The organism is Acidimicrobiales bacterium, from assembly GCA_025455885.1.
Taxonomy (GTDB): domain Bacteria; phylum Actinomycetota; class Acidimicrobiia; order Acidimicrobiales; family Acidimicrobilacustridaceae; genus Rhabdothermincola_A.
Genome location: JALOLR010000005.1, coordinates 54,384 through 67,142, shown reverse-complemented (window position 1 = coordinate 67,142; position 12,759 = coordinate 54,384). Strand labels below are relative to the sequence as shown.

Sequence of the window (12,759 nt, the reverse complement as noted above, 5' to 3'; positions counted from 1 at the left end):
TCGGCGCCGTGGACCTCACCGAGACCAAGCGCCGGTTGTGCGAGGAGGTCGACCGTCGCGCCGACCGACTGGTGGGGGTGTCGCGTGACATCCACGCCCACCCCGAGGAGAACTTCGCGGAGTTCCACGCCCACGACACGCTCACCGCCGTGCTCGAGGAGGAAGGCCTCGCCCCGGTGCGCGGGGCCTACGGCCAGCCGACGGGCTTCGCGGCCCGGGCGGGCAGCCGAGGGCCAACCGTGGCCGTGCTGTTGGAGTACGACGCGTTGCCGGGGCTCGGCCACGCCTGCGGGCACAACGTCATCGCCGCCGCCGGCCTCGGGGCGGGGCTGGCCGCCGCGGCGCTCGCCGAGGAGCTCGGCGGAAGGGTGCTGGTCCTCGGCACACCCGCCGAGGAGGGCGGCGGCGGGAAGGTCCTGATGGCCGACCAGGGTGCCTTCGACGGCGTGGACGCCGCGCTGATGGTCCACCCCGCTGACCACGACCTGCGGCGGATGACCACGATCGCCGTCCAACGCCTCGAGGTCGAGTACACGGGGGAGAGCGCCCACGCCGCGGCGTTCCCCTGGAAGGGCCGCAACGCCCTCGACGCCGCGGTGCTCGGCTACTCGGCGGTGGCGGCGCTGCGCCAGCACATCCGGCCCGACGAGCGGGTCCACGGGGTGTTCACCGACGGCGGCGACCGGCCCAACATCGTCCCTGCCCACGCCGCCATGCAGTGGTACGTCCGGGCCGGCACCCTCGAACGCCTCGAACCGCTCAAGGCGCGGGTGCTCGACGCCCTGCGATCCGGCGCGCTGGCGACGGGCTGCGAGCTGCGCCACACCTGGCTCGAGCCGGCCTACGCCGACCTGCGGTCCGACGCGGTGCTGGAGGACCTGTACGCCGCCAACGCCGCCGCCCTCGGCCGACCGCTCCTCGACCCGTCCGACGACGTGCAGGTCTGCGGCAGCACGGACATGGGCAACGTCTCGTACCTCGTGCCGAGCATCCACCCGATGATCGCGGTCGCCCCCGAGGGCGTGTCCATCCACACGCCCGAGTTCGCGCTGGCCGCCGGTTCACCGGCGGGCGACACGGCGGTGATCGACGGGGCCAAGGCGATGGCGATGACCATCGCGGACTTGTGGGCCGCCCCCGATCTGCTGGCCGGAGGCACCCCGGCGGACGCTGCGGAGCCCGCCGCCCCCCGTCGATAGGGTCCGCGGGGTGTCGTCGACCACGCCGTACGCTCCCGGGCCGTGAGCGTCTACGTCGCCGAGGAGTACACCCCGGAAGAGGCCGACATCCTCCGGCGGTACTTCACCAACCTCTACGGCCCGGTCTTCGCCCTGGTGAACCTGCCCGAGGTCGTCAAGGGAGCGCTGTTCGCGCGCTACTCGCGCTCGCCGAAGAGCCTGCGGCGCCTGTTCCTCGACGAGTTCGTCGGCGAGCTCGACATCACCGGTGACGCCTCGATCGACGCCACCGTGGGCCTGCGCCGCGCCGAGGACCTCTACGACCGCGTCTTCTTCGAGTACGGCGACGACTCGGTCGCCCAGCTCGGCGGCGTCCACCTGGCCTGCGAGCAGGCGTCCAACCTGTTGACGAAGGTGCTCGAGTGGGGCCGGCTGATGGCCTACCTGGAGCAGTCCACCCGGTACATCGCCTACGACGCGCGGATCGGCGGGCGCTACCGGTTCCACCGGCCCCCCGAGGTGCTCCAGTCGGCGCTCGGCACCCGCTACGTGGGTGACATGGACCGCATGTTCGACACCTACGCCGAGCTGTTGCCGATCGTCGTGGACCACTTGCGCGACACGGTGCCGAAGGAGGCCGCCGACAGCGACTTCGTCTACCGCCAGGCCATCCGGGCCAAGGCGTTCGACGCCCTGCGCGGGCTGCTCCCCGCCGCGGCGCTCTCGAACGTCGGGATCTACGGCACCGGGCAGGGCTACGAGCAGCTCCTGCTGCGGATGCGGGCCCACCCGCTGCCGGAGGCCCGCACCTACGCCGACCTCATGCTGAGCGAGCTCCGCAAGGTCATCCCGTCGTTCCTCAAGCGCGTCGACCTCGACGACCGGGGCGTGGCCTGGAGCCGCTACCTCGAGACGGGTCGCGAGGAGATGGAGCGCATCGCCGAGCGGCTCTTCCCCGGTGGCCCCGAGGCCGCCGAGCCGGCCCCCGTCGTCACCCTCGTCGACCACGACCCCGACGCCGAGGTCAAGCTGGTCGCGAGCGCCCTCTACCCGTACGTGAGCTGGCCCGAGACGCAGGTCGAGGACCGGGTGCGGGCCATGAGCACCGACGAGCGACTGGCCGTGCTGCGGGCCTACGAGGGCGATCGGGCCAACAGGCGCCACAAACCGGGTCGGGCGCTCGAGCGGCCCTCCTACCGCTTCGACGTCCTCGCCGACTACGGCGCCTTCCGTGACCTGCAGCGCCATCGGATGCTCACCATCGAATGGCAGGCGCTCAGCCCGCACCACGGGTACACCCGCCCGCAGGCGGTCGAGACCGCCGGCGTCGCCGATCGCTTCGACGACTCGATGGCCCGCTCGGCGGCGCTCCACGACGCGCTGCTCGACGGCTTCCGTCCGCAGGCCCCCTATGCCGTCGCCCTCGCCTACAAGGTCCGCTTCGTGATGCAGATGAACGCCCGCGAGGCGATGCACCTCATCGAGCTGCGTACGACGCCGCAAGGCCACCCCGCCTACCGCATCGTGGGCCAGGAGATGCACCGGCTGATCGCCGAGCAGGCCGGACACCGTGCGATCGCCGAGATGCTGCGCTTCGTGGACCACTCCGCCGAGCCCGAGCTCGAGCGCCTCCAGAGCGAGCGCCGGGCCGAGGCGCGCCGGGTGACCGCAGAGGGCGACGGTCGGACGGCGACGCCCGGTTGACGTCTGCACGGTGACATGCGCCACCCGCACGATCGGAATGCCGGTCGGGGGGCGCCTGTTCTGGCCGACGAGCGGTCGGGGTTGGTGAGGGTCCACCCCCACGTGCGTATGATCCGCTCTCATCTGCCGGTCGCGGGACCAACCGGCGCCGACTGTCCGAGGACCGAATGGCTGACGAAGACCTGATCGACGACGAGGAGCTCGAGGAGCCCGACGTCGACGCGGACGCGCTCGACGAGGACGATCTCGACGTCGACGTCGACGTCGTCCTCGACGACGACCTCGAGGAGCCCGACGTCGACGCCGTGGCCGTCGAGGACGACGAAGAGGACGAGGACGAGACGGTCGCGCCGGCGAAGGCGAAGCGCGAGGACGACGACGACGAGGACGAGGACATCGATCCCGATGACGTCGAGGCCGATCTCGACGCCATCTTGAAGGACCGGATCGCCGCCGCCGACGACGAGGACGAGGAGGACGAGGAGGTGGCCCCCGAGCCCCGGGCCACCGGAGAGGTCGCCGAGGGCGTCGTGCCCCGGAAGGCCCACGAGTTCATGTGCACCGGGTGCTTCCTGCTCGTCAACGCCGGGCAGTTCGGCCCGGTCGGGCAGATGACGTGCCCGGTCGGCGAGGCCGTGTGCCCGGCCATCGAGCGCCTGACCCGCGAAGCGGGGGGATGACCCGGTGGCCGAGACGCCCTCCGACCCGTCCGACCCCACGGCACCATCCGACGCCGAGCGTCGTCGTTCCCCCGTCGACCACCTCGTCGACTACTGCGTGTTCGCGCCCCTGGGTCTCGCCCTCGAGGCCCGGACCCTGATGCCGGGGCTCATCGACCGCGGGCGGGCCCAGGTCGGTGTCGCCCGGATGGTCGGCGAGTTCGCCGTGAAGTGGGGGAGCGTCAAGCTCGAGTCGTCGGTCGTCGACGCCCAGGAGCAGGCGATGGGCGTGCTGCGTCGGACGGGTCTGGCTCCCGCCGAGGAGCGCGACCGTGGCCCCGAGCCACGGACGGCACCGGCGACGCCCGCGGCCGCGCCCGACACCGACCCCCGGCCCGCCGAGCCGGTCGGGCCGGAGGTGGACGTCGCCACGCTGGCCATCCCCGACTACGACAACCTCTCGGCGTCGCAGGTGGTGCCTCGTCTCGACGGGCTCACGCCGTCCGAGCTGCGGGCCGTCGGCGACTACGAGCGTGGGCACCGGGGTCGCAAGACCATCCTGAACAAGGTCGCGCAGCTCGAGAACCCCGAGGGCTGAGGTCGTGCACGGGGCACGTGCCGCACAGCCCGAGGACCTCGCCGAGCTCGACCGGCTCGCCGGGGAGGCGATCGACGAGCTACGCCCGGCCCGCGGCGGCGACCTGTGGTGGCGGACCCTCGGGCGCCGACCGCCCCACGGCCCCTCCCTGGCCGCCGCCATCGCCGCCGCCGACGTCCTCGTGCTGTGCGGCACGATCGACGACGCCGTCGTGGGCTACGGGGTGACCCGCCTCGACGAGCTGGCCGACGGCTCGGTGCTGGCGGTGATCGAAGACCTGTACACCACCCCCGAGGCCCGCCACGTCGGCGTGGGGGAGGCGATGATGGATCGGATCGTGGCCTGGGCGACCGAGCGGGGCGCCTGCGGCGTCGACGCGCTCGCCCTTCCCGGCATGCGCGACACCAAGAACTTCTTCGAGAGCTTCGGACTCGTGGCCCGGGCGATCGTCGTCCACCGGCCGCTGTCGTGAGCACTCCGCCCCGTCTCGCCGTCGGGGCGGTGGTGGTGCACGCCGACGCGCTGCTGCTGGTCCGACGCGGGCGGGGCCCCGCCGCCGGGGCGTGGTCGGTCCCCGGCGGCCGGGTGGAGCGGGGCGAGACGCTGGCCGAGGCGGTGGTCCGCGAGCTCGGCGAGGAGACCGGTCTGGAGGGTGTCTGCGGGGAGCTGCTCGGCTGGGCGGAGATCCTCCCCGATCAGCCGGACGAGACCCACTTCGTGGTGCTCGACTTCGCGACGACGGTGCTCGACGCCCGGACGCCGGTCGCCGGGGACGACGCCGCCGAGGCTCGGTGGGTGACCCTCGACGAGGTGGCCTCGATGGCCCTCGTCGACGGGTTGGCCGAGCTCCTCCACGAGTGGGGCGTGCTCGACGCCATCACCTGACCGGCGGTGCGAGCGGGCCCTTCAGCGGCCCTTCCACTCCGGAGCACGCTTCTCGATGAAGGCCCCGAGCCCCTCCTTGGTGTCCTCCGAGGCGAGGACCCGGCCGAACGCCTCGCCGGTGGCCCGCTTGATGGTCGCCTCGTCCTCCCAGTCGGCCATGAGGACGAGCTCCCGGCTCTCCCACACCGACAGCGGAGCGTTGGCGGCGATCGTCTCGGCCAGCTCGAGGGCACCGGCGAGGGCCCCGCCGGGCTCGGTGACCCGGTTCACCAGCCCCAGCTGGTACGCCCGCTCCACGCTCAGCGGCTGGCCGGTCAGCGCCACCTCCAGGGCGATGCTCTTCCCGACGACCTTCGGCAGCCGGTAGAGGCCCCCTCCTGCGGCGACCAGGTTCCGCTTCACCTCGGCCAGGCCGAAGGCGGCGTCGGTGGAGGCCACGATCATGTCGCAGGCCAGGGCGATCTCGAACCCGCCGGCGGTGGCCAGACCGTCGACCGCGGCGATGACGGGCTTGCGCCGCTCCCGCGTCGTGATGCCGCCGAAGCCGCCCTTGGCGGTGGCCAGCTCGCCGGCCTTGCCGCTGTTGATGGCCTTGAGGTCGGCACCCGCGCAGAAGACCGGGCCGTTGGCGGCGAGGACGGCCACCCACACGTCCGGATCGTCCTCGAGGCGATCGAGGTGCGCCTCCATGGCCTGGGCCACCTCGCCGTTGACGGCGTTGCGGGCTTCCGGACGGTTCAGGGTGAGGAGGGCGACGTGGCCCCGGACTTCGTAATCGACCATGACGGGGACCTTATCGACCCCGTCGACGCCGGCCCGACGACGGGTTCCACGGTCCGTGGGCCGCACAGGGCTACGGTGACCTCCGCCATGACGCGGCCGGGCACCTCCACCGATCCCGATTCGGGTCCGTTGCGGTGCCCCTTCTGCGGCGCCTACCAGGTGGACCGGTTGTACCTCGGCTCGCTCCACCTCGACTCGTGCCGGTGTGAGTCGTGCGGTGCCCGATGGGACCAGGAACCGGTCTCCGGGGCCTACCGGGGCCGGGCCGGGCGCGCCCGGGCCTGACCTGGTGGATCCCCGCATCCGAGTCGTGGTCTTCGACCTCGACGGCACGTTGCTCGACTCCGACCGGGCGTTGCTGGCCCCCTTCGAGGCCCTCGGCGTCGACGTCGCCGCGGTGAGGATGGGGAGCGTGGTGGGGGAGGAGTGCGCCCGCCTGGGCGTCGACCTCGACGAGTACGTGCGGCTCTACGACACCGAGGTGGTGGCCCCTTTCCCGGGCGTCGTCGACCTGCTCGACCGCGTCGATCGGTGGGGGGTGTGCTCCAACAAGCACCCCGTCTCCGGTCACGCCGAGCTGGCCCGTCTGGGCTGGCATCCGGAGGTGGTGATGTTCACCGACAGCTTCGGGGGCGGGCCCAAGAGCCCGACCCCGGTGCTCGCCGGGATGGGAGAGGGGCCGGAGCACGCCGTCTTCGTCGGCGACAGCGACCACGATCGGTCGGCGGCTCTCCGGGCGGGCGTGACGTTCGCGCTGGCCGGGTGGAACCCCCGCGCCCGGGCCGCTCCCGGTGACGTGGTGCTCGACCACCCCCTCGACCTCCTGGAGCTGATCGGTCGCTGAGGGTCAGTCCTGGTCGTCGGCCGGGGGTGCGTCCTCGGCCGGGGCGCTCGGCGGGGTCTCGGTGGAGGGCTGCTCGGTGGCCTCGAGGGCGACCGGTGCCGGTTCTCCGGGGTCGAGGGCGACCGGGGCGGGTTCTCCGGGGTCGAGGGCGACCGGGGCGGGTTCCCCGGCATCGAGGGCGACCGGGGCGGGTTCTCCGGGGTCGAGGGCGACCGGGGCGGGCTCACCGGGGTCGAGGGCGACCGGGGCGGGCTCACCGGCATCGAGGGCGACCGGGGCCGGCTCACCGGCATCGACGGCCGCCGGGGCGGCGTCGGGCACGGGCGGTGGCGGGGGCACGGGTCGTCCCCCCTTGCCCTTGGGTCGCCCCTTCGCACCTCTGGTCGGGGCCGGCGGGGCCTCGATGCCGAACTGGGCGGCGATCTGGGGCAGCCGTGACGCCAGCTTGCGGACCGCGGCCACGAGGTCGTCGCCCGGGGGCTCGGGGACGCCCTGCGCCGTGACCTGGGCCCGCACCGGCGAGTGGGCCAGGGCGTCGAGGACGGTGGCGAAGCGCTCCGTCCCGGTCTCCGCGGTGAGGGAGGCCGACGCGGCTGCGGCCAGGCGGACCGCCAGGTCGGCGGGGAAGGGGGCGCCTGCCTTCGGGGGACGGGAGCTGAGGCGCAGCGCCCGCACGGCCCGACCCTCGGCGAGCATCTGGTCGACCTCGGCCAGCCACGCGGTCTGCTCCGACTCGACCCGCTCGGCGAGGGCGGTGCGGAGCTGCTCGGCGAGCTCCCGGGTCGTCTCGTCGCGGGCCCCGGCGTCGGCGGCGACGACCACCGACCGGAGGTCACGGAGGTCCAGCTCGGCCACGTCGGCCAGGGCGGCGTCGGCGCGGTCGTGCCACTCGGCGGTGCGCAGAGCGGGGACGAGCTGCTCGGCGAGGGCGAGGAGGGGCGCCGGGCTGATCTCGGGGCGGCCCTCGGCCCGATTGGCCTCGTTCTGCTTCTCCACGGCCTGACGGACGGCGGGGATGCCGCCCCGCAGGACCTGCTCGGCGACCGGGCGCTGCTCCTCGGGCAGCCCGGCGAGCACCTCGGCCCGGTGGACCCGCCCGGCGCGGAGCCGTTTCGGCTTGGGCTTGGCTTCCGGAGCGGGACGCGGTGGCCGCGGCCGGCGGTCGTCGGAGCGGTTCCGTTGCTCGCCGTCCTCGCGACGCGGGCGCCGTCCGTCCCCGTCACGGCGCGGACGGCGGTCGTCCCGGGCCGCCGGCCCGCCGTCGCCACGCGGCCGTCGATCGTCACGATCGGTCCGGTCGCGGCGCGGACGATCACCACGGTCACGGCGCTCACCCCGGTCGCTCCGGCCCTTCGGGGCCAAGGTCGTGGTGACGAGCTGATCGTCCTTGCGGGGGGTGCCGAGCACCTCGATGCGCTCGGGCTCCTTGCGGGCGCCCTTCGGGGCCAGCACCGAGGTGATCACGATCCCGTCGATGAGGAAGTCGGCATCGGCGCGGATGACGTCGCCGATCTTGGCGCCCTCGTACAGGAGGGTGCCGTCGAGCTCCCCCTTCGGCTTCTTGGCCCCGGCGGCCCGCCAGGTCCACGTGCCGTCGTCCCTGGTGCTGGTGAGCTCGACTTCGATCCTTCGTGACATGGCCCGATCACGCTACCGCAGTCCCGACGGGGCCTCAGCGGGGCGGGTCGCACCACGGTCGGGGGTTCAGCCCGCCGACGGCGCCGAAGCCTCCGAAGCCTCTCGCACCAGTCGCAGCACCTCGTCCTCGGGGAACTCGCCGGCCCAGCGCCCGATCCACTCGCCGTCGGCGCCGACCAGCACGGCCGCCGGTTGGCTCGGGACCTCGAAGCGTCGCCAGCTCATGCCGGACTCGTCCCAGAGCATGGGGAACGTGGTGCCGTAGGTGGTCACGAAGTCCTCGGCCATCGAGAGCGAGTCGCGGGCGCCGAGCCCGACCGCGGTGACCTCATCGGCGTGCTGTCGAGCGAACTGCTCGACGCCAGGCGCAGCCTGGCGACAACTCGGTCAGTGGGGAGCCCAGAACCAGACGAGCGTGGGCAGGCCGGGCTCGGCGACCGACGCCAGCGCCACCGGGTCGCCGGTGGCCAGGTCGGTGACCTCCACGTCGGGGATCCCCGAGCCGGTCCCGGCGGACTCGCCCCCCGTCGACCCACACCCCGCAGCGAGCGCCACGACGGCGAGGAGGGTCAGGAGCAGTCGTCGCACGGTGGCGAACGCTACCGGCGGCCCGTCCTCCGGGCGGGGTCGGGGACCCTACGCTGCCTCCCATGTCGGAATCGACCGAGGAGTTCGGCCAGCGACCCTTCACCGCCCCACCCGGCGCCACCGAGCTGTTCCTCGTCCGCCACGGCCAGTCGGCGCCCTACCGCCCGGGCCGGCCCTTCCCGCTGGTCGACGGGCAGGGTGACCCGCCGCTCTCGGAGCTGGGGGCGTGGCAGGCCGAACGGGTGGCCGACCGCCTCGCCGGCGAGACGCTCCACGCGCTCTACGTGACCACGCTGCGACGGACAGTGGAGACTGCGGCGCCCCTCGCGGGACGGACCCGGCTCACCCCACGGGTCGAGCCGGACCTGCGCGAGGTGCACCTGGGGGAGTGGGAAGGCGGCCTCTTCCGCCAGATGGCCGCAGAGCGCCACCCCGTCTTCGTCGAGATGGACCGGACCCAGGAGTGGGGGGCCATCCCCGGTGCCGAGTCGTCCGGGGCGCTGCGGGCCCGGGTACGGGCCGCTCTCGAGCGCCTGCACGCACGCCATCCGGGGGAACGGGTCGTCGTGGTGAGCCACGGCGGAGCCATCGGGGCCGCCCTGGCCGAGGCCACCGGTGCCCGGGGCCTCGCCTTCGCCGGGGCGGACAACGCCTCGATCAGCCACGTCGTGCTCCTCGGTGACCGCTGGGTGCTCCGCCGGTTCAACGACACCGGCCACCTCGCCGGCGAGCTCTCCGGCTCGGCCGAGGCGCCCACGTGACCGGAGGTGATCCGACCGGGCGGGGATGGTCTGAGCGGACCGCCGATCCGCCGGCCTCCGCCGATAATCCTCGTTATGTAAAGTTGCGCCCTCAGCCGGCCGTGGTCCGAGGCACGAGCCAGAGCTCGGCCACTGGCTCGGCGTTGCTGCGCAGCCAGGCCAACGCCTCCTCGACGTCGGCGGGGTCCCGCGAGACCTCCAGGTCGCGGGTCACGTCCTCCAGGGCCGCCTGCAGGCAGTACAGACGGTCCTGGAGCTCCTCGAGCACGATGCGGTCGACGATCACGTCGTCGTCACCGAGTTCGTGGGCGGCGGCCAGCCGGCGAGCCATGTAGGCCTGCTGACGACACCCTGCCCGGCAGAACCGGCGGGGTCGACCGGGGCCGGTCCGGGCGGCGAGCGGTCGACCGCACCACCCACATCGCGCCCCCGCCTCCCGCGGCCGGGTCCCCTCGTCGACGACTGATTTCGTCACGTGATGAATCTACCCGGGTCGAGGCCGCCGTCGGTGGACCGCGTCAGCCGGTGAACCGCGGCGCCGCGGTCACCGGTGTCGCGGTCACGGCGGCCGAGGGCCCTGCGGCATCGGGCTCCGGGGCGACCGGCACGACCGGGACCGGGGGCGCCGCCGGGGTGGCGAACGGGAACGGCCGGAGGGCGAGGCCCCACACACCCTGGTAGGTGGCGAAGGGATCGCTGAAGCCCTCGCTGAACGGGGACGAGAGTGCCCCGACGTCGGGACCATCGCCGATCACCCAGCTCTCCAGGGAGGTCAGCGGGGTGACGCCACCGGGAGCCCAGTCGGCGAGCTGCTCCCCTGCGGCGACGAGCGCCTGGAGCACGACGGCGGTCGAGTTGGGGTCGGCCCCGCCCGGCGGGTACGTACCGAAGCCGCCGGTGCGAGCACCGGTCGTCGCCTGTCCGGTGCGCAGGAAGGCGAGCGCGTCGGGCACCGGGCCCGGTGAGCCCACCGCCACGAGGGCCTGCACCGCGAAGGCGGTCGTGTTGGTGTCGGGTCCGGAGAACGCCGACGGATCCGGCACCAGGCAGGCCTCCAGCGTCGCCCCGGCAGGGGCCCGGTAGCCCTGCCAGCCCCCGGCGGCCGCGGCGGGTGCGTCGCACTGCTGGTCGACGAGCCACTGCACCGCGACCGCCGGGACGGGGGCCCCCGCCGCGGCCAGGGCCAGCAGCGCCAGCGACTGGTTGGTGGCCGCCGCGAACGCGTCCGGCTCGCCGAACAGGCCGGGCTCGCTCGTCGAGAGCGTCGCCGTCAGTCGGGCCACGAGGTCGGAGACGGGCGTCCCGAAGGCGGTCGGATCCCCGCCGCTGGCCGTGACGAGCAGGATCAGGTAGCCGAGGGCGCCGGGGTTGTCGGTCCCGCCCCGCACGATGTAGGCGTCGACGTTGCCGGCGATCCAGCCGAGCGTCGCCTCGAGGGCGGCCGGCTCGGTGCCGGTGGCGGCGAGGGACAGGGCCACGTTGACCGTCCACGTCGCCGACGGGGCACCGGGGGCGTAGGGGTTCTCCACCGATCCGCCGGGGCCCACCAGCTCGGCCAGCCAGGCGGCGGCAGGGCCCGCCGCGGGCGACGCCGCGCCGGCCGCGGAAGGGTGCACCGTCACCAGCGCCACGAGGAGCGCGGCGGCCGCGACTGCGAGGGCTCGCCTGCGGATGGAGGGGGCAGTGGTCATGGAACCTCGTCGGGTCGGGCCGGGAGTGCCGCCTCCCCCGCTCCCCGACGTACGCCGATCATCGAACCGGGCACGACGTGACTCGGGCTCGGCACCGCATTCCGCGACGGTGCATGGTGAGCCTCGAACCCGGGTCGGTGATCCGACTCGCCGGTGGTCGCCCACCGGCACACGGTTGCGGGACAGCGTCGGAGTCGCACCGACTTCCCCTCACCGGGCTCGTACTGCGCTGCGGGCAGTTGACCACCCCCCGGCCACGCCGTCAATCGACGCACCCGTCGCCGATCGGGCTCGGGTCCTACACTCGCCGGACCGGGTCGCTCAGGAGGATCGCATGGCCGAGGACACCACCGCCCCCGATCGCAACGTGGCCGCGGCGGGCAAGCCGCTGCGGTACACGCCGCCGACCTTCGACGACGTCGCCGCCGAGCGCCGGCACCGCCAGGAGCGCCTGGCGGCGGCGTACCGGCTCTTCGGCCGCTTCGGCTTCGGCGAGGGCGTCGCCGGGCACATCACCGTCCGTGACCCCGAGTTCCCCCAGCGCTTCTGGCTCAACCCCTTCGGCGTCGACTTCCGGCTCATCCGCGTGTCGGACCTCGTGTGCGTCGACCACGACGGCACCATCGTCCACGGCGACTACGCCATCAACCAGGCCGCCTTCGCCATCCACTCCGAGGTGCACGCCGCCCGTCCCGACGTCATCGCCGCGGCTCACACCCACTCGTTGCACGGCAAAGCATTCTCGTCGCTCGGCTTGCTGCTCGAGCCGATCACCCAGGACAGCTGCGCCTTCTACGGCGACCATGCGCTCTTCGACGACTTCACCGGCGTCGTCCTCGACCCGCTCGAGGGGAAGCGCATCGCAGCTGCGCTCGGCGACATGAAGGCCGCCATCCTGCGCAACCACGGTCTGCTCACGGTCGGGCACAGCGTCGACGAGGCCGCCTGGTGGTTCATCACCATGGAGCGCACCTGCCAGGCGCAGCTCCTCGCCATGGCCGCCGGCGAGCGGGTGCTGATCGATCCCGAGCACGCCGCCCTCACCGCGTCGCAGGTCGGCGGCCACTTCGCGGGCTGGCTGTCGTTCCAGGCGCTCTACGACTGGATCGTCCGCGAGGAGCCCGACTTCCTCGACTGAGGTCTCCGCCGTCGCCCCCGATCCCCCCGCCAACCGGTAGGGTCGGGCGGACAACCGAGGCCGATCACCGCCTGCGGGAGAGCTCCCCGACCGACGCCCTCGGGTGCCGGGCGGGGGCGCCGAAGGAGCAACCACCCCGGGAAACTCTCAGGCCCCCGTACCGCAGGCGCAGGCAACTCTGGAGAGCAGCCACCTCCGGTGGCTCACCGACGGTGAAGGTCCCGGTGCCACGTTCGGCGCCGGACGAAAACTCTCAGGTCCCACGACAGAGCGGGGTCCCCACCCGATCCGG

The 12,759-nt window shown here is 73.7% G+C and carries 15 protein-coding genes and 3 riboswitches; of the genes, 9 read left to right on the top strand and 6 right to left on the bottom strand.

Going from position 1 to position 12,759, the window contains the following annotated elements; genetic code table 11:
* Nucleotides 1-8: 8 nt before the first annotated feature.
* From MUE36_05595 to MUE36_05570, 6 genes are all read left to right on the top strand, one after another.
* A complete protein-coding gene (locus tag MUE36_05595) occupies nucleotides 9-1,199 on the top strand; it encodes a M20 family metallopeptidase (GenBank protein MCU0310396.1) in 1,191 nt (396 codons plus the stop codon).
* Nucleotides 1,200-1,241: 42 nt separating this feature from the next.
* Nucleotides 1,242-2,882, top strand: a complete 1,641-nt coding sequence (locus MUE36_05590) for an FAD-dependent thymidylate synthase (GenBank protein MCU0310395.1) — start codon at nucleotides 1,242-1,244, stop codon at nucleotides 2,880-2,882.
* A gap of 167 nt (nucleotides 2,883-3,049) precedes the next feature.
* Nucleotides 3,050-3,562: a hypothetical protein gene (locus tag MUE36_05585; protein ID MCU0310394.1), complete on the top strand. Its 513-nt coding sequence runs from the start codon at nucleotides 3,050-3,052 to the stop codon at nucleotides 3,560-3,562.
* Nucleotides 3,563-3,566: 4 nt separating this feature from the next.
* On the top strand, nucleotides 3,567-4,139 hold the full coding sequence (locus MUE36_05580) for a hypothetical protein (GenBank protein MCU0310393.1): 573 nt from the start codon (nucleotides 3,567-3,569) through the stop codon (nucleotides 4,137-4,139).
* A 4-nt stretch (nucleotides 4,140-4,143) separates the two neighbouring features.
* Nucleotides 4,144-4,611, top strand: coding sequence for a GNAT family N-acetyltransferase (locus tag MUE36_05575; protein MCU0310392.1), 468 nt, complete (start codon nucleotides 4,144-4,146; stop codon nucleotides 4,609-4,611).
* Nucleotides 4,608-5,024 (top strand): NUDIX domain-containing protein, encoded by a 417-nt coding sequence (locus tag MUE36_05570; protein MCU0310391.1) that lies wholly within the window; start codon nucleotides 4,608-4,610, stop codon nucleotides 5,022-5,024. The genes MUE36_05575 and MUE36_05570 overlap by 4 nt, the downstream gene beginning before the upstream one ends.
* Nucleotides 5,025-5,045: 21 nt before the next feature.
* On the opposite strand, the gene MUE36_05565 is transcribed toward MUE36_05570, so the two are convergent.
* Nucleotides 5,046-5,807 carry a crotonase/enoyl-CoA hydratase family protein gene (locus MUE36_05565; protein MCU0310390.1) on the bottom strand — a complete coding sequence of 254 codons (762 nt, stop codon included), beginning with the start codon at nucleotides 5,805-5,807 and terminating at the stop codon, nucleotides 5,046-5,048.
* A gap of 289 nt (nucleotides 5,808-6,096) precedes the next feature.
* Between MUE36_05565 and MUE36_05560 the strand changes: the two genes are divergently transcribed.
* Nucleotides 6,097-6,651 (top strand): HAD-IA family hydrolase, encoded by a 555-nt coding sequence (locus MUE36_05560; protein MCU0310389.1) that lies wholly within the window; start codon nucleotides 6,097-6,099, stop codon nucleotides 6,649-6,651.
* A 3-nt stretch (nucleotides 6,652-6,654) separates the two neighbouring features.
* On the opposite strand, the gene MUE36_05555 is transcribed toward MUE36_05560, so the two are convergent.
* The 3 genes from MUE36_05555 to MUE36_05545 form a co-directional block, all read right to left on the bottom strand.
* Nucleotides 6,655-8,289, bottom strand: coding sequence for a hypothetical protein (locus MUE36_05555; GenBank protein ID MCU0310388.1), 1,635 nt, complete (start codon nucleotides 8,287-8,289; stop codon nucleotides 6,655-6,657).
* 66 nt (nucleotides 8,290-8,355) lie between these two features.
* The gene (locus MUE36_05550; GenBank protein MCU0310387.1) at nucleotides 8,356-8,577 is read right to left on the bottom strand and encodes a hypothetical protein; all 222 of its coding nucleotides are present in this window, start codon (nucleotides 8,575-8,577) and stop codon (nucleotides 8,356-8,358) included.
* A gap of 99 nt (nucleotides 8,578-8,676) precedes the next feature.
* Nucleotides 8,677-8,877: a hypothetical protein gene (locus MUE36_05545; GenBank protein MCU0310386.1), complete on the bottom strand. Its 201-nt coding sequence runs from the start codon at nucleotides 8,875-8,877 to the stop codon at nucleotides 8,677-8,679.
* A gap of 62 nt (nucleotides 8,878-8,939) precedes the next feature.
* Between MUE36_05545 and MUE36_05540 the strand changes: the two genes are divergently transcribed.
* Nucleotides 8,940-9,638, top strand: a complete 699-nt coding sequence (locus MUE36_05540) for a histidine phosphatase family protein (GenBank protein MCU0310385.1) — start codon at nucleotides 8,940-8,942, stop codon at nucleotides 9,636-9,638.
* 91 nt (nucleotides 9,639-9,729) lie between these two features.
* Here MUE36_05540 and MUE36_05535 read toward each other — a convergent pair whose 3' ends face one another.
* Nucleotides 9,730-9,969, bottom strand: a complete 240-nt coding sequence (locus tag MUE36_05535; protein ID MCU0310384.1) for a hypothetical protein — start codon at nucleotides 9,967-9,969, stop codon at nucleotides 9,730-9,732.
* 187 nt (nucleotides 9,970-10,156) lie between these two features.
* The gene (locus tag MUE36_05530) at nucleotides 10,157-11,329 is read right to left on the bottom strand and encodes a hypothetical protein (protein ID MCU0310383.1); all 1,173 of its coding nucleotides are present in this window, start codon (nucleotides 11,327-11,329) and stop codon (nucleotides 10,157-10,159) included.
* Between the two features lie 136 nt (nucleotides 11,330-11,465).
* Nucleotides 11,466-11,538, bottom strand: a riboswitch (cobalamin riboswitch).
* Nucleotides 11,539-11,663: 125 nt separating this feature from the next.
* Between MUE36_05530 and MUE36_05525 the strand changes: the two genes are divergently transcribed.
* Nucleotides 11,664-12,467, top strand: coding sequence for a class II aldolase/adducin family protein (locus MUE36_05525; GenBank protein ID MCU0310382.1), 804 nt, complete (start codon nucleotides 11,664-11,666; stop codon nucleotides 12,465-12,467).
* 64 nt (nucleotides 12,468-12,531) lie between these two features.
* Nucleotides 12,532-12,640: riboswitch (glycine riboswitch) on the top strand.
* A riboswitch (glycine riboswitch) is annotated at nucleotides 12,641-12,743 on the top strand. It begins immediately after the preceding riboswitch.
* Nucleotides 12,744-12,759 lie beyond the last annotated feature (16 nt).

Coding starts and splice junctions, on each gene's coding strand:
- MUE36_05585 (MCU0310394.1), top strand. CDS start 3,050: ATGGCTGACGAAGACCTGATCGACGACGAGGAGCTCGAGGAGCCCGAC.
- MUE36_05565 (MCU0310390.1), bottom strand. CDS start 5,807: ATGGTCGATTACGAAGTCCGGGGCCACGTCGCCCTCCTCACCCTGAAC.
- MUE36_05555 (MCU0310388.1), bottom strand. CDS start 8,289: ATGTCACGAAGGATCGAAGTCGAGCTCACCAGCACCAGGGACGACGGC.
- MUE36_05550 (MCU0310387.1), bottom strand. CDS start 8,577: ATGGCCGAGGACTTCGTGACCACCTACGGCACCACGTTCCCCATGCTC.
- MUE36_05540 (MCU0310385.1), top strand. CDS start 8,940: ATGTCGGAATCGACCGAGGAGTTCGGCCAGCGACCCTTCACCGCCCCA.
- MUE36_05535 (MCU0310384.1), bottom strand. CDS start 9,969: ATGGCTCGCCGGCTGGCCGCCGCCCACGAACTCGGTGACGACGACGTG.
- MUE36_05530 (MCU0310383.1), bottom strand. CDS start 11,329: ATGACCACTGCCCCCTCCATCCGCAGGCGAGCCCTCGCAGTCGCGGCC.
- MUE36_05525 (MCU0310382.1), top strand. CDS start 11,664: ATGGCCGAGGACACCACCGCCCCCGATCGCAACGTGGCCGCGGCGGGC.